The sequence below is a fragment of the Streptomyces sp. ALB3 genome (assembly GCF_044385685.1).
In the GTDB taxonomy this organism is placed as follows: domain Bacteria; phylum Actinomycetota; class Actinomycetes; order Streptomycetales; family Streptomycetaceae; genus Streptomyces.
Window position 1 is genome coordinate 335,495 of the sequence record NZ_JBISCE010000041.1, and the last position, 20,557, is coordinate 356,051.

Sequence of the window (20,557 nt, forward strand, 5' to 3'; positions counted from 1 at the left end):
CCCGTGTTCTTCTTGCCTGTGAGGCGTGAGATCGAAGCCGATGCTGCCAGGGCCCTCTGACAGTCCCCGGACCCGGGTCTGCTGTCAGACCCTCGCGCCCGAATACGCATCCTGCCCCCACCTGCGGCGCTAACGCCAATCCGGAACCCTCGACATCGCACGAAAAGCACCACCGGATGCCCGTGATGACGTTCCGTCGACTTGTCGGAGCGGTCCGCAGCGGATGCCGGGCCTGTGGGGCTCGCTGCCCGCCCACCCTAAAGGGGCGTTTGGGACGCCGCGACCCGCGACGCGCCGTACGGAGCGCCCGGACGTGAGCTACGGCACCGTCCGCGGGAGCCGTGGCCGACCCCCGCGGACGGCGTGTGACAGGGCCGTCCGCGGAAACGGTCCTACGCGGGGTCGGGTGCCGCCTCGGCGACTCCGGCCGCCTTCGCGGCCTCCCTGACGGCGCCCGCGACGGCGCCCGCGACCTTGTCGTTGAAGACCGACGGGATGATGTAGTTCGCGTTCACCTCGTCCTCGGCGACGACGTCGGCGAGGGCGCGGGCCGCGGCGAGCATCATCTCCGTGTTGACGGTGCGGGACTGGGCGTCCAGCAGACCGCGGAAGACACCCGGGAACACCAGCACGTTGTTGATCTGGTTCGGGAAGTCGGAGCGTCCGGTGGCGACAACCGCCGCCGTCTCACGGGCGATTGCCGGGTCCACCTCGGGGTCCGGATTCGCGAGCGCGAACACGATCGCACCCTCCGCCATGGCCGCGACGTCGGTGCCGTCCAGGACGTTGGGCGCGGAGACGCCGATGAAGACGTCGGAGCCGGCGACGGCCTGCTTGAGGGTGCCGGTGACACCCTCGGGGTTGGTGTTGTCGGCGATCCAGCGCAGCGGCGAGTCCGGGGTGGCGTCCACCAGGTCCTCGCGGCCCGCGTGCACCACGCCGTGGATGTCGGCGACGACCGTGTGCTTGACGCCTGCGGCGATGAGCAGCTTCAGGATGGCCGTACCGGCCGCACCGGCACCGGACATGACGACCCGTACGTCACCGATCGCCTTGCCCACCACGCGCAGCGCGTTGGTCAGCGCCGCCAGGACGACGATCGCGGTGCCGTGCTGGTCGTCGTGGAAGACGGGGATGTCCAGGGCCTCGCGCAGCCGTGCCTCGATCTCGAAGCAGCGGGGGGCGGAGATGTCCTCGAGGTTGATCCCCGCGAAGCCCGGGGCGATCGCCTTGACGATCGCGACGATCTCGTCGGTGTCCTGCGTGTCCAGGCAGATCGGCCAGGCGTCGATGCCGGCGAAGCGCTTGAACAGGGCCGCCTTGCCCTCCATCACGGGCAGCGAGGCCATCGGGCCGATGTTGCCGAGACCCAGCACCGCCGAGCCGTCCGTGACCACCGCGACGGAGTTCCGCTTGATGGTGAGCCGGCGCGCGTCCTCGGGGTTCTCGGCGATCGCCATGCACACCCGCGCCACACCGGGGGTGTAGATCATCGAGAGGTCGTCACGGCTGCGGATGGGGTGCTTGGACGCCATCTCGATCTTGCCGCCGAGGTGCATCAGGAACGTACGGTCGGAGACCTTGCCGAGGATGACGCCCTCGATGTCCCGCAGGCCTTCGACGATCTCGTCCGCGTGCGAGGTCGAGGACGCCGCGATCGTGACGTCGATCCGCAGCTTCTCGTGGCCGGACGCGGTCACGTCGAGGCCGGTTACGGAGCCGCCGGAGGACTCCACGGCCGTGGTGAGCTGGGAGACCGCTGTGCCGCTCGCGGGCACCTCCAGCCTGACCGTCATCGAGTACGAGACGCTGGGCGCCGTTGCCATGGCCGAGTCCTTCGCTTTCCTGAGCTTCGTTGCCGCACGCAACCGGGGCCGGGCCCCGCACGTGCGTTCCGATCGTCGCACCTACCGACGAGTAGCAGGTAATGACTGCCACCTTTCGGAAAGTTTTTTCCACCATACGAGAAGTCATCGCTCCGCGTAACCCCGGCCGACCGACGAAAGGGGCCGGAGACATGGTGCGACCCGCGGAAACGGCGACCAGGCAGGAACGGGACCCGGGTGAACGCAAACAGACCCGCGCCACCGACAGGTGACGCGGGTCTGTCCTTCCACTCTCAGGTGGCACCGGCCCGCCATGCTCGCCTCGCGGCAAGTGGTCGCTCGAAGCGACGAAGGTTGGGCCCGGGGGCTTGGATCGAACCGGTGCCGCCTCCAGGCTAACAAACACCCCGGAGAAGTGAATCCTGTGCGACGGGTTGACTCGTCACGGTCCCCCGCACGGGCCTCCGTGCCCGGGCGCCGGCAGGCACCCCGCGGCGGGCCGGGAGGGCGGTTCCGGCAGGTCAGTCCCTCAACAGGTCCGGGACACCGTCCTCGTCCGGCATGTCGCGCTCCCCGGAGATCACGGTGAGCTGCTGCGTCGCCCGGGTGAGTGCCACGTACAGCACCCGGAGTCCGGCCGGGGACTCGTCGGCGATCTCCGCCGGGGAGACCACCACCGTGGCGTCGTACTCCAGGCCCTTCGCCTCCAGGCTGCCCAGCGCCACGACGCGCTCGCCGAGCTCCTCCAGCCAGGCGCGGGCCTCGGCGCGGCGGTTCATCGCGACGACCACACCGATGGTGCCGTCCACCTCCGCGAGCAGCCTGCGGGCCTCCTCGCGGACGGTCGAGGCGAGATCCCCGTGCCGTACGGTCTCGAACCGGGGCTCCACGCCCGTCGAGCGGACCGCCGCCGGGGACTCCATCCCGGGCATGGCCAGCGCCAGCACCTTCGCCGCGAGCTCGGCGATCTCCGCCGGGTTGCGGTAGTTGACGGTGAGGGTGAACCGACGCCGCGGGCGGTTGCCGAGCGCCTCGTCACGGGCGGCGGACGCCTCGTCCGGGTCCGACCACGAGGACTGCGCCGCGTCACCGACGATCGTCCAGGTGGCGTGCCGGCCGCGACGGCCGACCATCCGCCACTGCATCGGCGTCAGGTCCTGCGCCTCGTCGACGATGACGTGGGCGTACTCGGTACGCTCCGCCGCCAGCCGCTCGGCCCGCTCGCGCTGCGTCTCCTCGCGCTGCGGCATCAGCTCCTCCAGGCCCGTGAGCTGGTCCAGCGGGTCGGCCTCCCGCTTCCTCCTCGGACGGGCCGGAGCGCCCAGCAGGGTCTGCAGCTCGTCCAGGAGGGCCACGTCATGGACGGACAGCGGTCCCTTGCCGTCCTCGTCCAGCCGCCTCAGCGAACGGGCGAGGCGACGGACCTCGCCCTGGTTGAGGATCCGGCGGGCCCATCTGTTCAGCCTCCGCTCGTCGGACATGGCGGCCAGCACCCGGCGAGGGGTGAGTTCCGGCCACCAGGCGTTCAGGAAGGCGAGGAACGGGGTCTCGGTGGACACGTCCTCGTCGAACGACGAGCGCAGCTCCGCCACCAGCTCCGGGTCGGTGTAGCGGCCCCGGCCCGACGACTTGTTCCACAGGGCGTCCAGGAGCAGTTTGCGGGCGCGCGGGCGCAGCAGGTTGACCGGCGCCGTGCCGCCCAGGACGTTGTGCCGGATACGGCGGAGCTCGTCCGCCTCCAGTTCGATACGGGCGCCGAAGGCCACCACCCGCAGGCGGGTGGGAGTGCCCGCCTCGGCCGGGGCGTCCCCGAACTCCAGCTGCCCCTCCTGAGGAGCCGGCCTGGGCGCGGGCTGCTCCAGCGCCCCGCGGGCCGCCTTGCGCAGCACGTGGAGCATCCGGGACGAGCCCTTGATCCGGGCGACGGCGGGTTCGTCGTACGTGGTCGCCCCCTCGGCCCCCGCGGCCTCGTCGGACAGCGAGCCGACCGCACGGATGGCGACCTGGCCCTCCTCGCCGAGCGAGGGCAGCACGCCCTCCGTGTACGCGACCAGGAGCGGGGTGGGCGAGACCACGAGGATGCCGCCGGCGTAGCGCCGCCGGTCCTGGTAGAGGAGGTACGCCGCCCGGTGCAGGGCCACCGCCGTCTTGCCGGTACCGGGTCCGCCGGAGACCTCGGTGACGGACGCGGCGGGGGCGCGGATCACCAGGTCCTGCTCCGCCTGGATCGAGGAGACGATGTCCCGCATCGTGTGGCTCCGGGCCTGGCCGAGCGCGGCCATCAGGGCACCGTCACCGACGACGGGCAGTTCGCCGCCCGCCAGCCGGGCGGTCAGCTCCGGGCGCATCAGGTCGTCCTCGACCCCGAGGACCCTGCGGCCCTTGGAGCGGATGACCCGGCGGCGTACGACCCGGCCCGGGTCCTTCGGCGTGGAGCGGTAGAACGGCGCGGCGGCCGGCGCCCGCCAGTCGATCACCAGCGGCGCGTAGTCGGAGTCGAGCACTCCTATGCGGCCGATGTGGAGGGTCTCCGCGATCTCGGCGGTGCCGTCCTCCCCCACCGCGTCGTCGGCCGCCTCCACGGAGGTGAAGGCGCCGTCCGGGCCGCGTTCGCCGTCCTTGCCCCGCAGCAGGTCGATCCGCCCGAAGAGGAAGTCCTCGAACTCGTTGTTCAGCCGGTTGAGATGGACTCCGGCACGGAAGACCTGCGCATCCCGTTCGGCGAGTGCCCCGGGGGTTCCTACCTGGCCCCGTTTACTGGCGTCCTGCATGAGAAATTCCGCCTCGTCGATCTTCTCTTCGAGACGGCGGTAGACCCGGTCCAGATGTTCTTGTTCGACACCGATTTCCCGGTCCCGCAGTGAATCGACAGCGGCATCCTGCGCGGCCACCGAGGCCCCCTTCTGACGTGCATCGGGCAGCCGTCAACCGTACGCGAAAGGGAGCCCCGAGCGCACCTGCCGCTCGGATCGTGTTCCGGGCCCCGTGTCCGGACGGAGGGCCCTCAGGCGCCGATCTCCACCAGCCGCTCGCCGTCGAAGGTGCGGACCTCGAAACGGTCGATGTCGCCGCGTGCCATCGCCGCACCCCCGTGGACGTACAGCGGACGCCGCGCGCTCGCGTGGGGGGAGTCCTCGATGCCGTACCCCCATTTCGGTACGGACCACGAGGTGACGACCTCCTCGTCGCCGTTCCGGGAGACGGCCACCAGGCTGCACTTCTGCGGGCCCTTCACGTTCTTCAGTTCCAGGACCGTGTGCGTGCCCCAGGCCTTGGGCTCCATACCGACCGTGGCGTCGACCCGGGTGACGGGATCGGTCGCCCGCAGCTTCTCCGGCATGTGGTGGAAGAAGGCGTCCTCGGCGGGGCTCGTGGGGTGCGGGCCGGCGGCCTCGGTCCGCCGGCCCGAGTCCTCGCCGGCCGTGGCGGTGACCGCCACCACGGGGCCGCCGATCACGAGGACCGCCGCCGCGGCGACCAGGTACCTGGCGCGCCGCCGCCGCTGCGACCGCTTCCGCGCCACCTCGTCGACCAGACCGTCCAGCAGCCGGGGTCCCGGTCGCTCCGGTACGTGCGGGACCGGGCGGGCGCCCGGGACGGCGGCCGGTGACTCCGCCAGCATCGCCATCATCGGCTCCATCCCGGCGAACTCGTCGAGATGGGCCGCACAGCGCGCACAGCCGGCCAGGTGTGCCTCGAAGGCGCCCGCCTCGGCGTCGTCGAGGATGCCCAGCGCGTAGGCGCCGGCGGCGTCGTGCGCCGGGTCCTCCGCGGGGGAGGCGAAGAGGCCGTCGGCGGGACCCGGCGGGCCGGACGGACCCGAGGGCCCGCGGGGACCGGCGGGCGGGGGCCCGAAGGGCTGCCATGCGCCGTCGTTCATGCCGTGATCCCCCTCTCTTCGAGTGCGAGCTTCATGGAACGGAGCGCGTAGAACACCCGTGACCGCACGGTTCCGCTGGGGATGCCCAGCACCTCCGCGGCCTCGTTCACCGTACGGCCCCTGAAGTAGGTCTCGACCAATGCTTCCCGGTGGGCCGGGGTCAAATCGTCGAGGGCGTCGGAGAGCGTCATCAGCCACAGCGCCTTGTCGATCTCGTCCTCCGCGGGAATGACCTCCAGCGGCGACGGGTCGACCTCGCGCGGCCGGGCCTGCCGGCTGCGGTGGCCGTCGATGACGATGCGCCGGGCGACCGTCACCAGCCAGGGGCGGACGGAGCCGGTCGCCCGGTTGAGCGAACCGGCGTTCTTCCAGGCCCGTATGAGCGTCTCCTGCACCACGTCCTCGGCCCGCTGACGGTCACCCGCGACGAGACGGAGGACGTAGGCGAGCAGCGGGCCGGCGTGTTCGCGGTACAGCGCCCGCATCAGCTCCTCGTCGGGGACGTCGGAGAGGGGGCGGGGCGGCGCACTGCGATGTCGAGCCCTGTGCGGACGGTCGTCGGCCACGGCCGCATCCTTGCGCACACGAACCTCCCGGTCGAGACCCTGTCGAGCTCTGTGGTCATCGGTACGGGAACGGGCCCCGGTTCATTCAACGCGCGCCCGACTTTCTTTCGGGGCGCCCGGTCCGGGGCCGTGCGCGAACTCCGGCGGGTCCACGCCGTCGGCGTCAGGGATCGCGGCGTCAGGGCGTCAGCGGATCACGGTCACGGGGTCACGGAATCGGCCTTCACGCGGCGCCGGTGCCGGGCCACCCTCTCCCGGTTGCCGCAGACCTCGCTGGAGCACCAGCGGCGCCGCCGCCCCCGGGAGGTGTCCAGGTAGAGCCGCCCGCAGGCATCGCCCTCGCACCGGCGCAGCCCCGCCCGCGCGACCGGGTCCGTCAGCAGGTCCACCGCGTCCCGGGCGACCGCCGCGAGCAGCGCCCCGCACGCCGGGTCCGCGCTCAGCGTCCGCACGAGTACCCCGCCCTGCCCCCGCACGGCCCGCAGGCCGGGCGGGGCGCCCGCCGCCAGCGCGTTGACGCGCTCCAGTGCGTGATCGGCGCCTTCACCGGTCAGCTGGGCCGCCATCAGCCGGTCGATGCCCGTGCGCAACTGCCGGAAGCGCGCCACCCAGGTCTCGTCCACGGCCGCCAGCGGCGTTCCGCACGGCACCAGGCGCGAGGCCACCAGCCATTCGGCGAGACGCGCGGGGCCGTCGAGCCGCTCGCACCCTCCCGAGGCGGCGGCACCGGTCGCCACCAGGTCCAGACACACCCGGCCCGTGTCGAACCGCCGGCCGGACGCGCCCGAGACCGTCGCCATGAGCCTGTCACCGCCTCGGGGTCACCTGTGAGGGGAGGGTCCCCACCAGAGTGCCCGCAACCGGCCCGCCCCGGAACCCCTCCTGCCGGGCCGGCCACCACCGTCCCGTCCCCCGGGGCGGGGGAGCGTCCCGACGGCCCGGGGCCACCGGAGGCGTCAGTGCTGCGGCGGGCCGTCGTGCAGGATGCGCTGGAACATCCGGTGGTCCTGCCACGCACCGTTGATGTGGAGATAGCGCGGCGCCGTGCCGTAGAGCTCGAATCCGCACTTGGCCAGCACCCGCTGCGAGGCCGTGTTGTCCACGACCGTGCCGGCCTCGACGCGGTGCAGCCCGAGGCCGTCGCGTGCCAGCCCGCAGACCAGGCCGACCCCGGCGGTGGCCAGGCCCCGGCCCACGTGGCCGACGTCGATCCAGTAGCCGAGCCTGGCGTTGCGGAACGGCCCGTGCTCGATGGAGGCGAGCGTCATCGCCCCCACGACCCGGTCCTCGTCGTCGGCCAGCACCCAGGGCATGGCACGCCCCGCGTCCCGGTCGGCCAGCAGGGCGGCCAGCCGTCGGGACTGGCCCTCGGGGGTGTAGAAGGCCTCGGGCCGCACGGGGTCCCAGCGCCGCATGTGGGCACGGCTGCGCGTCAGGGTCTCCGCGAAGGACTCCGCGTCACCGAGGGCCGCGGGCCTCAGCCGGACACCGTCGGTCAGCACATGGACGTCATTGATCATTCCCGCACGGTACCGACCGGTCAGGGAGTGTCGTACTTGGTGTCCGCCGAGGGGTCCAGCGCCAGCCGGTAACCCCGCTTGACGACCGTCTGGATCAGCCGCGGCACGCCGAGCGCCGTACGCAGCCGGGCCATCGCCGTCTCCACCGCGTGCTCGTCGGTACCGCTGCCGGGCAGCGCCCGCAGCAGGTCGGCGCGCGAGACGACCCAGCCCGGCTTGCGGGCCAGCGTGTGCAGCAGGGCCATTCCGGCCGGTGGCACCGGGCGCAGGGCGCCGTCGACGAGCACCGCGTGGCCACGGATCTCGACCAGGTGGCCGGCGACGGGAAGCGTACGGGCCCGGGCCGGCAGCTGGGCGCAGAGCACCTGCACGAGCGGGCCCAGCCGGAAGCGTTCCGGCTGGAGGGTGTCGACGCCCTTCTCCTGCAGCGGCAGCGCGGTGACCGGCCCGACGCAGGCGGTGACGACGTCGTGGCTCAGGGCCGCCAGTACCTCCGGGAGCATGCCGCGGGCCTCCGCCCGGTTCAGGTAGGAGGCGGCGGCGGGGGCACTGGTGAAGGTGAGGGCGTCCAGGCCACGGGCGACGGTGACGTCGAGCATCCGGTCGAGCGGGGCGATGTCCTCCGGGGGCATCCACCGGTAGACGGGTACGCCGACGACCTCGGCGCCCGCCGCCCGGAGCGACTCGACGAAGCCGGGCAACGGCTCACCGTGCAGCTGGAGGGCGATCCGGCGGCCGGACACCCCCTCGCCCAGCAGCCTGTCCAGGACCTCCGCCATCGACTCCGACTGCGGGGACCACGCCTCGGTGAGCCCGGCCGCCCGGATGGCGCCCTTGACCTTGGGGCCGCGGGCGAGCAGCTCTATGCCGCGCAGCAGGTCGAGGAGGGCGTCACCGATCCCCCAGCCGTCGGCGGCCTCCACCCATCCCCTGAAGCCGATGGCGGTGGTCGCGATCACGACGTCGGGTGCGTTGTCGATCAGTTCCTTGGTGGCGGCCAGCAGTTCGCTGTCGTCCGCGAGCGGAACGATCCGCAGCGCGGGCGCGTGCAGGACCGCGGCCCCCCTGCGCGTGAGGAGGGTGCCGAGTTCCTCGGCGCGACGGGCTGCGGTCACCCCGACCGTGAAGCCCGCCAGGGGCCCGTGCTGTGCGTCGTCGTCGTGCATGGCGTGATACCCGGCTCTCGTCCCGCTGGTGCTCGATGATGCGGAGGACCGAGACTGTCAACCCTGCGTGACAGTCTCGGTTCTCCTGTATTTCCCGCCCGTTACGTCCTGCGACACGTTGTGGTGGCGCTCACACCTCGGCATAGCTGAGCTGGGGCTTCGCGGCCACCGCTTCGGTACGCCCGGTACGCCGAAGGTATACCGCCCAGGTGAGGGTGAAGCAGACGGCGTAGAAGCCGAGGAAGGACCAGAAGGCGGCCGTCCCGGCACCCGAGGTCGCGAAGGACTGACGGAAGGCGAGGTTGATCGCCAGACCGCCCAGGGCACCGACCGCCCCGATGAGCCCCATGGCCGCGCCGGAGAGCCGCCGTCCGTACGCCGCCGCCTCCTCGCCGCGCAGCCCCTTGGCGAGTCCCTGCGCGTGGAAGATGCCCGGGATCATCTTGAACGTGGAGCCGTTGCCCAGTCCCGTCAGCACGAACAGCGCGATGAAGCCGACGAGGAAGACCGCCAGGGACTCGATGCGGGAGGCGTGGACGACCACACCGGTCGCCGCGGCCATGGCCGCGAAGTTCCACAGGGTGATCCGCGCACCGCCGTACCGGTCGGCGAGCCAGCCGCCCGCGGGCCTGATCAGGGAACCGAGCAGCGGGCCGATGAAGGTGAGCGAGGCGGCCTGCAGCGGAGTACGGCCGAACTGGGTCTGCAGGACGAGCCCGAAGGCGAAGCTGTAGCCGATGAAGGAGCCGAAGGTGCCGATGTAGAGCACCGCCATGATCCAGGTGTGCGGCTCACGTGCTGCCTGGAGCGCCGCCCCGGTGTCGTTCTGGACGGGCCGCAGGTTGTCCATCCGCAGCGCGGCGCCGAGCGCGGCGACGATGATCAGCGGTATGTACACCCCGAGCACGATCCGCGGGTGGGCGGCGCCCGCCGTGCCGATCACCAGCAGGCCGATGAGCTGGACGACCGGGACGCCGATGTTGCCGCCGCCCGCGTTGAGGCCGAGAGCCCACCCCTTCTTGCGCAGCGGGAAGAAGGCGTTGATGTTCGTCATCGAGGAGGCGAAGTTGCCGCCCCCGATGCCGGTGAGCGCGGCGACGACGAGGAACGTGGTGTAGGAGGTGCCCGGCTCCATCACCCAGAAGGCGGCGATCGTCGGGAGCAGGAGCGACAGCGCGCTGAAGATGGTCCAGTTGCGCCCGCCGAAGACCGCGACCGCGAAGGTGTACGGCACCCTGACGAGGGCGCCGACCAGGGTGGCGGTGGAGATCAGGAAGAACTTGCCGGCCGGGTCGACACCGTACTCGGGGCCCATGAAGAGGACCATGACGGACCACAGGGACCAGACCGAGAACCCGATGTGCTCGGACAGTACGGAGAACCACAGGTTCCTCCGGGCGGTCCTCTCACCCGTCTCACGCCAGAAGGTCTCGTCCTCCGGCTCCCACTGCTCGATCCAACGACCGGCCATCACGCGCCTCCACAGGGGTCGGGGTGTTGTCCTCCGACGCTAGGGAGTCCGCGTTTCGGCGCGGTGCCGTGAGGTGACCGGTGCGCAACCTTGCTCTCACTCGGCCGGGAGGGGCGCGGTGAGCCCGGCGCCGGGGTGCGGTGGACCGGGCCCGCCGCACCCCCTGACCGGTCAGGCCCCGCGCGCCCGGCCTCCCCCGTCCGGCCACAGGCGCGGTCTGCGCGCGGCGGCGACGTCCTCGACCCAGCCGAACGCCAGGATGGCGAGCCCTATGAGCGGCCATACGGCGATCAGGACCAACACCTCGTACGACCGTTCGACGTACGTGCCGAAGGCGTCGCCGAACCACGGAACGGACCAGAGCCCGTCCACGAGGTGCGCGGCGGCCATCAGCAGCAGGTTGTGCCACAGATAGATCGTCACGGCCCTGTTGTTCGCCAGGGTGACCAGGCTGTCCCAGCGGGCGAGCCTGCCGGGGAGCTGCTGCCAGGACGGGGCGTAGACGAGGAGGATCGCGCAGAAGCCGAGGGACCACGTGGCCTGGGCGAGCGGGATCTCGTCGAGGTTCCAGCCCTCCGCGGTGAGGTGCCCGGACGCCCACCACAGCCCGAAGCCCATGACGAGGGCGGCGGACGAGACCGCCAGATAGCGCGGCGTCTCCTTCAGCAGCCCGTCGTTGTGGGCGAATCCCAGGACCCAGCATGATCCGAACACGGTGAAGTCGACGAGCCCCTCGCCGAACGTGCCGGGAACGGTCACGAGACCGGTGCCGATCACGGCGGTGAGGGCGAGCGGGGCGAGCAGCGTGACCCACGGAAGCCTGCGGAACGCCTTGAGCAGCAGCGGCGAGGCGAGCACGAACCAGAGATAGGCCCGGACGTACCAGAGCGGTCCCGCCGCCTGGTCCGCCCAGGTCAGCTCCAGCCATCCGCCGGCCGAGCCGCTCTCCCCGGGGTAGGGCGGGGAGCCGGCCGGGAAGAGGTAGCTGCCGATCCTGATGAACCACCAGATCCCTTCCTCCCGGACGGGCTGCCAGCTCAGCGCGAACATCACCGGCACCACGACCAGCGAGAACGCCCACACCGGGGGCAGCAGCCTGCGCAGCCGGCCACGGATGACGCCGCCGGCCGGCCTGGCCAGCGAGCGGGCCGTCAGCGAACCGGCCAGGGCGAACATCACGCCCATGGACGGGAAGAGGACGGTCAGCCAGGCCCAGCCGAACAGGTGGAAGACGACGACGCGCACGAGGGCCACGGCCCTGAGCAGGTCGAGGTAGCGGTCCCGCCCGGGCCTGGCACGGGACGCGGATGCCTCGGCGGCGGAGCCCGGGGCGGCAGGCGCCCGGCCCGGGTGCGGCGCGGGGGCGGAGACGGGGGCGTGCTCCGGGTGCGCCGCCGGGGCGGCCACGTGGGGAGCAGGCAGCGGAGCGGCGTGCGGGACGCCGGCGTGCGCCGGGTGGGCACCGCCCTGCTGCGACACCGTCCGGGCGTCATGGCGCTGCGGCTGTAAGGAGCCGGTCGCCGGCCAGGGGCCGGGCTCGTGGCCGGGGCCGTCCCGCCGGGGCCGGTGGGGGTACTTCATGCCACCGGCCTCCGGTCTCTGGCCGCGTCCTTGCGACGGTTGGGTGTGCCGCCCGGCGCTTCCACCACGCCCGTGCGCCGCAGCTTCTGCCAGCGCAGCCGGCCGCCGGTGAGAGCGGTGATCCAGGACTGGAGCAGGACGACGTACATCAGCTGCCGGTAGAGGATCTGCTGGAGCGGCAGGGAGATCAGGTGGGTCATACGCTCCCGGTCGAGCCGGAAGGCGTACGCGGCGCAGACGGCCTGCACCAGCAGGACTCCGAACCAGGCCGCGACCGTCCTCCCCGTGGGGCCGAAGACCAGTCCGTACAGCAGGAACACGTCGATGAGGGGCGCCAGCAGCGGGGCGACGACCATGAACAGGGAGACGAACGGCAGTCCGACCCGTCCGAAGCGCCCCGAGGGCCCCCGCTCGATGACCGCGCGGCGGTGCTTCCAGATCGCCTGCATCGTGCCGTAGGACCAGCGGTATCGCTGCGACCACAGCTGCTGCACGGACTCGGGGGCCTCCGTCCAGGCCCGGGCGTCCTCCGCGTAGACGACGCGCCAGCCGTCGCGGTGCAGCGCCATCGTGACGTCGGTGTCCTCGGCGAGGGTGTCCTCGCTCATGCCGCCGATCCGGTCCAGCGCGTCCCGGCGGAAGGCGCCGACCGCCCCTGGGATGGTGGGCATGCAGCCCAGGAGGTCGTACATCCTGCGGTCGAGGTTGAAGCCCATCACGTACTCGATGTGCTGCCAGGCGCCGATCAGCGAGTCGCGGTTGCCGACCTTGGCGTTGCCGGCGACCGCTCCGACGCGGGGGTCGGCGAACGGCTGCACGAGCTCGCGCACCGTGGAGGGTTCGAAGACGGTGTCCCCGTCCATCATCACGACGATGTCGTGACGCGCGTGGGCGATGCCGTTGTTGAGGGCCGCGGGCTTGCCGGCGTTGCGCTGGCGCACGATCCGGACGTCCGGGATCCCCATCGCTTCGACGAGGTCGGCCGTGCCGTCCGTCGAACCGTCGTCGATGACGACGACCTCGATCGGATGGTCGCCGGCCACCAGCGACCGCACGGTGGCCTCGATGCACTCGCGTTCGTTGTACGCGGGCACGAGGACCGACACCGGGCGGGTGACCGGCTCGCCCCAGCTGAAGTCGCTGCGGCGCACCTTCCTGGCGTGGAGGAAGGAGAGCAGCAGCATCAGCCCGAAGCGGACCATCACCAGGACGCCGATGACCGCGAGGCCGGCCACCAGGGCGCCGGTGACGCGCTCGGAGATCGCCACGGCGCCTATGAAGGCCTTGCCCTTCCAGAGCGCGAACCCGGTGACCGGGGTGTGCGCGCTGGGGGCGCCGAGTGCCGAGGTCAGGTTGGTGAAGTCGTAGCCCCTCTTCTTCATCTGCGGCAGGAACTCGGCCAGCGCGGCGACGGTCTGGGACCGGTCGCCGCCGGAGTCGTGCATCAGGATGACGGCGCCCTTGCCGCGCTCCGGCGTGGCGCGCTCGATGATCGCGTCGACGCCGGGGCGCTTCCAGTCCTCACTGTCGGTGTTGTTGACGACGGTGAGGTAGCCGCGGCTCCCGATGTACCGCGTGACCGGCCAGGACCGGTTGTCCATGGCGTCGGCGAACGAGGAGTACGGAGGCCGGAACAAGGAGGTGCGGATGTCGGCCGCGCCCGCCAGGACCAGCTGGTTCTGGGAGAGCTCCCAGTCGATGCGGCCGGTGGACTGGAAGGAGAGGTCGGGGTGGTTGAAGGTGTGCAGCCCGATCTCGTGCCCCTCGTCGACCATCCGCTCCACGAGGTCCGGGTGGCGCGCGGCCATGGTGCCGGTGACGAAGAAGACGCCCTGCGCGTGGTGTTTCCTGAGCTCGTCCAGGACCCGCGGGGTCCACACCGGGTCGGGTCCGTCGTCGAAGGTCAGGACGATCTTGTGATCGGGTATCCGGAGCGTCTCGGCGGCCTCACCCGCGGTGCGGGCGTCGATCACCGGACCGCCTTCGAGCACCTCGTCCGGTACCTGGGTGGTGGGAGCGGGGGCCTGGACCCGGTGGTCGGCGAGGATCTCGCTGTGCACGTATCCACGCAGCATGAGCATGGCGAGCAAGGCCACAAGAAGGAGCGACGGAAGCAGATAGCGCATGGGAGGTCTGCGCCTGACGGTCCGCTTCTTCTTCCGGTCGGGCCTGCCCCGCGAAACGGGGGGTGTCATCTACTGAACGCCTTCTTCTGGTTGCACCGGTACGTCCGAGGGATCCGGGGACGTCGGCGGGCTCTCTTCGACGGGCGGCTCCGGCGTGAGCGACGGAGACGGCTCACCGGTCGGCCGCTCGGAGACGGAGTCACCCGGAGCGGGAGCCGAAGAGGCGGAGTCCCCAGGGGACTTGCTGGTCAGGGGCGCCGAGGCGCGGGCGCCGGGGCCGGGCCGGCGGGACGCGGTGGCACCGTCCGGCGGGGAGACCGCGTCGGCACCGGGAACCGGTACCGGGGCGCTGGGCGTCGCTCCAGGTCTCTCGGACACGACGTCGGTACGCGGGGCCGGCCGCACCTCGATCTCCTCCGCACGCCTCTCGTCCTGGCCGGAGAGCGGCAGCCAGGGTGCGGAGGAGTTCCCGCCGAGCACGGCGACCACGAGCGTCACCGCGTAGACCGCGCAGACGACGGCGAGCACCCAGCCCACCCGCCGGTACGTCTTGCTGCGGCGGCCGCTCTCGTCGACGAACACCGGACCGTCCGCAGGGTCCGGAGGGCCGGGTTCAACAGGTAGTTCGGAGAGCTGACGGCCCAGTCCGTCCAGCTGGACGGTCACGTCGTTCGGCTCGTGCGTGTGCCCGGTTCGGGTACCTTCACGCCAATTTTCCACAGGTGTTCGCACTTCCCCCACTCAAGGAAACAGATGCGCGGGAAATGGCTGGAATTCCGCTGTCGGTCCGGGCCCCCACCCGTCCGCGCGCCACTGACACCGTGCACCCGAAGAAGCACCGAGAGTAGCGCACGCCGACGTCACGCACAGGGCGATGTCACTTGTTGCTCATGAACGGTTACGCATGAGTGACACATCGGCGGCAGGCAGCCAGGAGGTGGATGGTCGCGCCAACCATCCCTCCTTCCCAGCGAGTTCGGCAGCCGCCGCCCGCAATGCGGTCAGCCCGGGGTGATCGAGCCCTCTGCGCCAGACCATCAGCAGGGGAGAGAGCGGCACCGGCCGCACGAGTGGCCGCAACACCGTCCCCGGCAGCGACGGGAAACCGGCGACGGCCAGTACGGGGTTCCCCGTCTTGGCCATGACCCGCTGGAATTCGGCCACTCCGACGGCGAGCGGAGCCGGTGGCGCCAGGACGATGTCCCACTCCGCGAAGAGTGCGGATGCGAGATCCGTCCACTCGAGCGTGCGCGCATTGCCGGCCCCCGCGTAGACGGTCTCACCGGCCAGGTCACTCATGGCGACCTCCTCGCGACCGGCCAGCGGGTGACCGTGCGGCAGGAGAACGGCCATCGGCTCGTAACGCACCGGCTGTACGGAGAGCCGGGCGAGCACGGCGGGACCGAGCCCGGCGGCGCGCCCGAAGGAGACGTCGAGCCGCCCGGCGACCACCTCGCCGGCCGCCCAGGTCAGTCCGCTCTCGAAGCGCGCCATCAGCTCGCACTCCGGCGCGAGCTCCCGCGCCCTGGCCAGCACCCGGGCCGCCGTCATCCCGTCCGTGTTGAGGTCGACGAGCAGGGGGCGGGCCGCCGGGTCGGCGAAGGCGGCGGAGAGCGCGGCGTGGGCGTCGAGCACCCGGCGCGCGTGCGGAAGGAGGCGCTCCCCGTCCGGGGTGAGCGACACCTGCCGGGTGGTGCGGAGGAAGAGCTCACCGCGCAGCTCGCGCTCCAGCCGGCGGATGTCCCGGCTCAGCGCCTGCTGCGCGACATGGAGCCGGGCGGCGGCGCGGGTGAAGTGCAGTTCCTCGGCCACGGCGACGAAGGCGCGGAGGAGCCGGGGATCGGTGTCGGGTGCGGCCACCGGGCCAATTTACAACAGAAGTGCGTCAATGCCTCCGGATCAGGTGTTGGACGCCCTGGGCCCCGTGATCCCAGGGTGGTCGTGTGTCCCACGAAACCGCCGCCCCGGCTCCCGCCGCACCGCCCGCCGCCGTCCCGTCCAATCCGTACCTCCGGCTGCTCGCCACCCCCGGGGCGCGCGCGTTCACCGCGGGCGGTCTTCTCGCCAGGCTGCCCATGGGGATGTTCAGCGTCAGCGCCGTCATCATGATCGCCGGGGCGCACGGTTCGTACGCCCTGGCCGGGGCCGTCACCGCGACCGGGCTGGCCGCGACCGCCGTGGTCGCCCCGTGGACGGCGCGCCTCGTCGACCGGTACGGCCAGGCCAGGATCGCGGTGCCCGCCACCGCGGTCGCGGTCCTCGGCTCGCTCGCCCTGGTGATCTGCGTGCACTACGACGCGCCGGTCTGGACCCTCTTCGCCGCCTACGCCGCCACGGCCACCACCCCCAACACCGGGGGCATGTCCCGGGCACGCTGGGCCCACCTGCACCGGGGCGACCCGGCGGCCCTGCACACGGCGAACTCCTTCGAACAGGCCGCCGACGAGCTGTGCTTCATGCTCGGACCCGTCCTCGCCGCCTCCCTGTGCGGGGCGCTCTTCCCCGAGGCCGGCACGCTCACCGGCGCGGTGCTCCTCATGACGGGCGTGCTGATCTTCGCGGCCCGGCGTGCGACCGAACCGCCGGTGGCTCCCGGAACGCGGGCACCCTCACCCCTGCTGACCCCGGGCGTCCCCGCGCTGCTCGCCGTGTTCCTTGCGACGGGAGCGGTCTTCGGAGCGATGGAGGTCGTGTCCATCGCCCATGCCGGAGGCGCGATCCTCGCGCTCCAGGCAGCGGGCTCCTGTGCGGCCGGGCTGCTGTACGGCTCGCTGCGCCCCGCCGCACGCGCCGGGCACAGGCTGCTCCTCTGCCTCTCGGGGATGACCGCGCTGATGTCCCTCCCCCTGCTGGCGGCGGCCACGACCGATTCGCTGCTCGTCCTGGCGGCCTGCCTGCTGCTGGCGGGGGCGGCCACCGCGCCCACCATGGTCACCGGCATGACGCTGATCCAGCGGCTCACCCCGCAGGCGCAGCTCAACGAGGGGATGACCCTGGCGGTCACGGCGCTGCTGGGCGGCATAGCGGCGGGCTCCGCGGCGGGAGGCTGGCTGGTGGAGCACTCCGGCACGGCGACCGGGTACGCGGCGCCGATGTGCGCCGCCGCCCTCGCCCTGGCCGTCGCGGCCGTGGGAACGCGCCGAGCCTGAGGGGACGGGGATACGGGAGGACCCCGGAAAAACGAGTACCCCGCTGCCAGGGGCAACGGGGTACTCGTTCACATGGGAACTGTGGAGATGGCGGGAATCGAACCCGCGTCCAACGGTGCGGAACCAGGGCTTCTCCGAGTGCAGTTCGCTACGCTTTTCTCGGCCCCGGAGGTCACGCGAACAAGCCTCCGACAGGCCCAGTCACTGTTTGATTTCCTTCTAGGCCCCGTGACCGGGCTTAGAAGTTTAGATCCCTAGTTGATGCCAGGATCCGGGCCGGGACCACTCCCGGGCTGACACTCCGCAGAGTCTTCGCTAGCTGCTAATTAGGCAGCGAGGGCGAAGGCGGAGGAATCGCGCTTGGAATTGGCGATTATTGTTTGCGACATATGGTTTACGAGATCATTGCCGCTTCCTCGACTCGCTTCCCCTGCTTCGACATCCGCTGTCGAAACCGATCATCCCCATGTTGATTTTTCAAATCGCACGCCTTCGCTGAGGCGCACGGCCCATCGTACGTGACCAACGCACGCGGATGCCACCGTATTCCGGCGGCGCCGGGGCACGGGCCCCGGGCCGGGTGGCGGCTACGCGCTGCGCTGGCGCCGGCGGGCCGCCGCGATCGCCCGGTTCGTCTCCCGCGTGTCCTGCTTCTCGCGCAGCGTCTGACGCTTGTCGAACTCCTTCTTGCCCTTGGCGAGCGCGATCTCGACCTTCACCCGGCCGTCCTTGAAGTACAGGGCGAGCGGCACGATCGTGTGGCCGGTCTCCTGCGACTTGGACGCCAGCTTGTCGATCTCGGCCCGGTGCAGGAGCAGCTTGCGCTTGCGCTTGGCCGCGTGGTTGGTCCACGTGCCCTGCACGTACTCGGGGACGTGGATGTTGTGCAGCCACGCCTCCCCGTCGTCGATCTGGACGAAGCCGTCGACCAGCGACGCCCTGCCCATCCGCAGCGACTTGACCTCCGTACCCATCAGCACGAGACCGCACTCGTAGGTGTCGAGGACGTGGTAGTCGTGCCGCGCCTTCTTGTTCTGCGCAATCATCTTGCGCCCGGTGTCTTTTTCCTTGGCCATAGTGCGGTCATTTTCGCACTACGACCCGCCCCCGAGGCCACTCAATACCGTCTCGCCCCGCTGCTGGGCCTCCGGACCCGCCCCGACGTCCGGCGTGATGCCGCTTCCCTCGACGCTGCGGCCCGCCGGAGTGCGGTAGTGCCCGACGGTCAGCTCGGCCACCGACCCGCCCGGCAGCTTGCTGGGCATCTGGACCGACCCCTTGCCGAAAGTGCGCGACCCGACGGTCACCGCCCTCCCCCGGTCCTGCAGCGCGCCGGTCAGCAGCTCGGCGGCGCTCATCGTGCCGCCGTCCACGAGCACGACCAGGGGGCGGTCGGTGTCACCGCCGGGCTCGGCGTACAGGGCACGCTGCTCGCCGTGCACGTCGTAGGTGGCGACGAGCCCGCCGTCGAGGAAGGCGGAGGACGCGGTGACGGCCTCGCTGACCAGACCGCCTGCGTTGGCCCGCAGGTCGAGGAGGATCCCGGCGTCCCCGGGCGCCTCGTCCACGGCGTCGCGAACCGCGGTGCCGGCGCCCTTGGTGAACGCGGCGACCTTGATCAGCACGGCGGAGGAGGGGGTGCGGCCGAGGCGCCGCACGCTCACCGGTTGCGTCCGGAGCCGGTCCCTGCGCAGGGTCGTGGTCCAGGAGTGTCCGCCCCGGCTCAGCCCGAGGACGACGGAGGAGCCCTCGGCCGCCTTCGTCCGGTCCCCGCGGAGCAACGCCACCACCTCGGCGACGGGCCGTTTCCCGACCGGACGGCCGTCCACGGTGCGCAGCAGGTCGCCCTTCCGCACTCCCGCGCGGTCCGCCGGCCCGCCGGGCTGGACCCCGGTCACGGTGACCTCGCCGCGGGCCGGACGGCGGGCGGAGATGCCCACCCCGGTGTAGGAGCCGTCGAGGGCCTGCTCGAACTCCTCGTACTCCCGCTCGTCGTACACCGCGCCCCAGCGGTCCCCGCTGCGGCTCACGGCCTCCTCGGCGGCGTCCGTGGCGGACTTGCCGTCGGCCTGCGCGTCGGCGACCGCGTCCGCGATCTCCTCGCGGTCCACGGAACCGACGGCGGAGGAGACCGCTCGCGTCCTCGTCCCCGTACCCGCGTCGTCCTCCCGGGGCAGCGCCCCGGTGGCAGCGGCGGTGGCCAGCACGCTCGCGAAAACCAGCGTCAGGGCCGCCCCGCGGCAGAGGCCGCGGGGTTTCAAATGGTACGTATGGCCCAGCATGTGGCCGAGTGTAGGACAACGCCCCGTCCGCACACGGCTTGTTGGCCGCATGCGGGACGGGGCGCTCGTCACACCTTGAGGTACTTGCGCAGCGCGAACAGGGCGGCGACGGCGGGCATCAGGAGGCCGATCGCCAGCACGAGCGGGAGCTTCGTGAGCACGGCCTCCCAGCCGATGAAGTCGATCAGGTTCAGCTTCTCCTGGAGGGCGAGACCGCCGTCGATCAGGAAGTACCTGGCGGCGATCAGGATCACGCAGGCGAGCAGTCCGCCGATCAGACCGGCGAACGCGGCCTCCATGATGAACGGCATCTGGATGTAGAAGCCCGACGCCCCGACCAGCCGCATGATGCCCGTCTCCCGTCTCCGGCTGAACGCCGAGACGCGGACGGTGTTCACGATCAGCATCAGCGCGATGACCAGCATCAGCCCCATCAGGAAGACCGCGGCCACGTTCATGCCGTTCATCAGTCCGAAGAGGTTGTCCAGGATGCTCCGCTGGTCCTGGACGGACTGCACGCCGTCACGGCCCGCGAAGGCCGTCGCCACCACCTTGTACTTCTGCGGGTCCTTCAGCTTGACGCGGAACGACTCCTGCATCTGGTCCGGCGTGATGTTGCCGGCCATCGGGGAGTCGCCGAACTGCTCCTGGTAGTGCTTGTAGGCCTCGTCGACCGTCTCGAAGAGGACCGGCTTCTCGACCGCCTCCATCTTCTCGAGGTCGGCCTTGATCTCCTTCTTCTGCTCCGCCGTGACGGCGCCCTTGGCGCACTTCGGCACGTCCTTGGCGTCGTTCTTGTTGCAGAGGAAGATCGAGACGTTGACCTTGTCGTACCAGTAGGTCTTCATCGAGCTGACCTGCTCGCGCATCAACAGCGCACCGCCGAACAGGGCGAGCGAGAGGGCGACGGAGACCACGACCGCGAAGGTCATCGTGAGGTTTCGACGAAGACCGACGCCGATCTCCGACAGGACGAACTGGGCGCGCATG

16 protein-coding genes and 1 other RNA gene are annotated in these 20,557 nt (G+C 71.5%); 1 reads left to right on the forward strand and 16 read right to left on the reverse strand.

The window, feature by feature from the left end; genetic code table 11:
- Positions 1–392 precede the first annotated feature (392 nt).
- The 12 genes from ACHFIV_RS28060 to ACHFIV_RS28115 all read right to left on the reverse strand — a co-directional run bounded on the left by ACHFIV_RS28060 (position 393) and on the right by ACHFIV_RS28115 (position 15,996).
- On the reverse strand, positions 393–1,826 hold the full coding sequence (locus tag ACHFIV_RS28060) for an NAD-dependent malic enzyme (protein ID WP_398974684.1): 1,434 nt from the start codon (positions 1,824–1,826) through the stop codon (positions 393–395).
- Between the two features lie 521 nt (positions 1,827–2,347).
- Positions 2,348–4,717, reverse strand: coding sequence for a HelD family protein (locus ACHFIV_RS28065; protein WP_398974687.1), 2,370 nt, complete (start codon positions 4,715–4,717; stop codon positions 2,348–2,350).
- Between the two features lie 113 nt (positions 4,718–4,830).
- The gene (locus tag ACHFIV_RS28070; RefSeq protein ID WP_398974688.1) at positions 4,831–5,706 is read right to left on the reverse strand and encodes a zf-HC2 domain-containing protein; all 876 of its coding nucleotides are present in this window, start codon (positions 5,704–5,706) and stop codon (positions 4,831–4,833) included.
- Complete coding sequence (locus tag ACHFIV_RS28075) at positions 5,703–6,290, reverse strand: sigma-70 family RNA polymerase sigma factor (RefSeq protein ID WP_398974691.1); 588 nt, start codon at positions 6,288–6,290, stop codon at positions 5,703–5,705. Before ACHFIV_RS28075 ends, ACHFIV_RS28070 begins: the two co-directional genes overlap by 4 nt.
- A gap of 182 nt (positions 6,291–6,472) precedes the next feature.
- Complete coding sequence (locus ACHFIV_RS28080; RefSeq protein WP_398974694.1) at positions 6,473–7,072, reverse strand: CGNR zinc finger domain-containing protein; 600 nt, start codon at positions 7,070–7,072, stop codon at positions 6,473–6,475.
- Positions 7,073–7,228: 156 nt separating this feature from the next.
- On the reverse strand, positions 7,229–7,792 hold the full coding sequence (locus ACHFIV_RS28085; protein WP_398974696.1) for a GNAT family N-acetyltransferase: 564 nt from the start codon (positions 7,790–7,792) through the stop codon (positions 7,229–7,231).
- 20 nt (positions 7,793–7,812) lie between these two features.
- Positions 7,813–8,958 (reverse strand): uroporphyrinogen-III synthase, encoded by a 1,146-nt coding sequence (locus ACHFIV_RS28090; RefSeq protein ID WP_398974698.1) that lies wholly within the window; start codon positions 8,956–8,958, stop codon positions 7,813–7,815.
- A gap of 130 nt (positions 8,959–9,088) precedes the next feature.
- A complete protein-coding gene (locus tag ACHFIV_RS28095) occupies positions 9,089–10,429 on the reverse strand; it encodes a nitrate/nitrite transporter (RefSeq protein WP_398974700.1) in 1,341 nt (446 codons plus the stop codon).
- A 171-nt stretch (positions 10,430–10,600) separates the two neighbouring features.
- Positions 10,601–12,010 (reverse strand): acyltransferase, encoded by a 1,410-nt coding sequence (locus ACHFIV_RS28100; RefSeq protein WP_398974703.1) that lies wholly within the window; start codon positions 12,008–12,010, stop codon positions 10,601–10,603.
- A complete protein-coding gene (locus ACHFIV_RS28105) occupies positions 12,007–14,136 on the reverse strand; it encodes a glycosyltransferase (RefSeq protein ID WP_398974852.1) in 2,130 nt (709 codons plus the stop codon). Before ACHFIV_RS28105 ends, ACHFIV_RS28100 begins: the two co-directional genes overlap by 4 nt.
- Before the next feature lie 69 nt (positions 14,137–14,205).
- Positions 14,206–14,856, reverse strand: coding sequence for a hypothetical protein (locus ACHFIV_RS28110; protein ID WP_398974706.1), 651 nt, complete (start codon positions 14,854–14,856; stop codon positions 14,206–14,208).
- Positions 14,857–15,024: 168 nt separating this feature from the next.
- Positions 15,025–15,996 carry a LysR family transcriptional regulator gene (locus tag ACHFIV_RS28115; protein ID WP_398974708.1) on the reverse strand — a complete coding sequence of 324 codons (972 nt, stop codon included), beginning with the start codon at positions 15,994–15,996 and terminating at the stop codon, positions 15,025–15,027.
- An 83-nt stretch (positions 15,997–16,079) separates the two neighbouring features.
- Between ACHFIV_RS28115 and ACHFIV_RS28120 the strand changes: the two genes are divergently transcribed.
- Complete coding sequence (locus ACHFIV_RS28120; protein WP_398974711.1) at positions 16,080–17,285, forward strand: MFS transporter; 1,206 nt, start codon at positions 16,080–16,082, stop codon at positions 17,283–17,285.
- 79 nt (positions 17,286–17,364) lie between these two features.
- Here ACHFIV_RS28120 and ssrA read toward each other — a convergent pair.
- The 4 genes from ssrA to ftsX form a co-directional block, all read right to left on the reverse strand.
- Positions 17,365–17,751, reverse strand: a transfer-messenger RNA (tmRNA) gene (gene ssrA, locus ACHFIV_RS28125).
- Positions 17,752–17,872: 121 nt separating this feature from the next.
- Positions 17,873–18,361: an SsrA-binding protein SmpB gene (smpB, locus tag ACHFIV_RS28130; RefSeq protein ID WP_398974714.1), complete on the reverse strand. Its 489-nt coding sequence runs from the start codon at positions 18,359–18,361 to the stop codon at positions 17,873–17,875.
- A gap of 18 nt (positions 18,362–18,379) precedes the next feature.
- Positions 18,380–19,567 carry a S41 family peptidase gene (locus ACHFIV_RS28135; RefSeq protein ID WP_398974716.1) on the reverse strand — a complete coding sequence of 396 codons (1,188 nt, stop codon included), beginning with the start codon at positions 19,565–19,567 and terminating at the stop codon, positions 18,380–18,382.
- 68 nt (positions 19,568–19,635) lie between these two features.
- Positions 19,636–20,556, reverse strand: coding sequence for a permease-like cell division protein FtsX (gene ftsX, locus ACHFIV_RS28140; RefSeq protein ID WP_398974717.1), 921 nt, complete (start codon positions 20,554–20,556; stop codon positions 19,636–19,638).
- Position 20,557 lies beyond the last annotated feature (1 nt).

Bases quoted from the DNA above. Each gene is read 5' to 3' on its own strand.
- ACHFIV_RS28100 (WP_398974703.1), bottom strand. From the start codon at position 12,010: ATGAAGTACCCCCACCGGCCCCGGCGGGACGGCCCCGGCCACGAGCCC.
- ACHFIV_RS28090 (WP_398974698.1), bottom strand. From the start codon at position 8,958: ATGCACGACGACGACGCACAGCACGGGCCCCTGGCGGGCTTCACGGTC.
- ACHFIV_RS28135 (WP_398974716.1), bottom strand. From the start codon at position 19,567: ATGCTGGGCCATACGTACCATTTGAAACCCCGCGGCCTCTGCCGCGGG.
- ACHFIV_RS28095 (WP_398974700.1), bottom strand. From the start codon at position 10,429: ATGGCCGGTCGTTGGATCGAGCAGTGGGAGCCGGAGGACGAGACCTTC.
- ftsX (WP_398974717.1), bottom strand. From the start codon at position 20,556: ATGCGCGCCCAGTTCGTCCTGTCGGAGATCGGCGTCGGTCTTCGTCGA.
- ACHFIV_RS28070 (WP_398974688.1), bottom strand. From the start codon at position 5,706: ATGAACGACGGCGCATGGCAGCCCTTCGGGCCCCCGCCCGCCGGTCCC.
- ACHFIV_RS28080 (WP_398974694.1), bottom strand. From the start codon at position 7,072: ATGGCGACGGTCTCGGGCGCGTCCGGCCGGCGGTTCGACACGGGCCGG.
- ACHFIV_RS28060 (WP_398974684.1), bottom strand. From the start codon at position 1,826: ATGGCAACGGCGCCCAGCGTCTCGTACTCGATGACGGTCAGGCTGGAG.
- ACHFIV_RS28085 (WP_398974696.1), bottom strand. From the start codon at position 7,792: ATGATCAATGACGTCCATGTGCTGACCGACGGTGTCCGGCTGAGGCCC.
- ACHFIV_RS28105 (WP_398974852.1), bottom strand. From the start codon at position 14,136: ATGCGCTATCTGCTTCCGTCGCTCCTTCTTGTGGCCTTGCTCGCCATG.
- smpB (WP_398974714.1), bottom strand. From the start codon at position 18,361: ATGGCCAAGGAAAAAGACACCGGGCGCAAGATGATTGCGCAGAACAAG.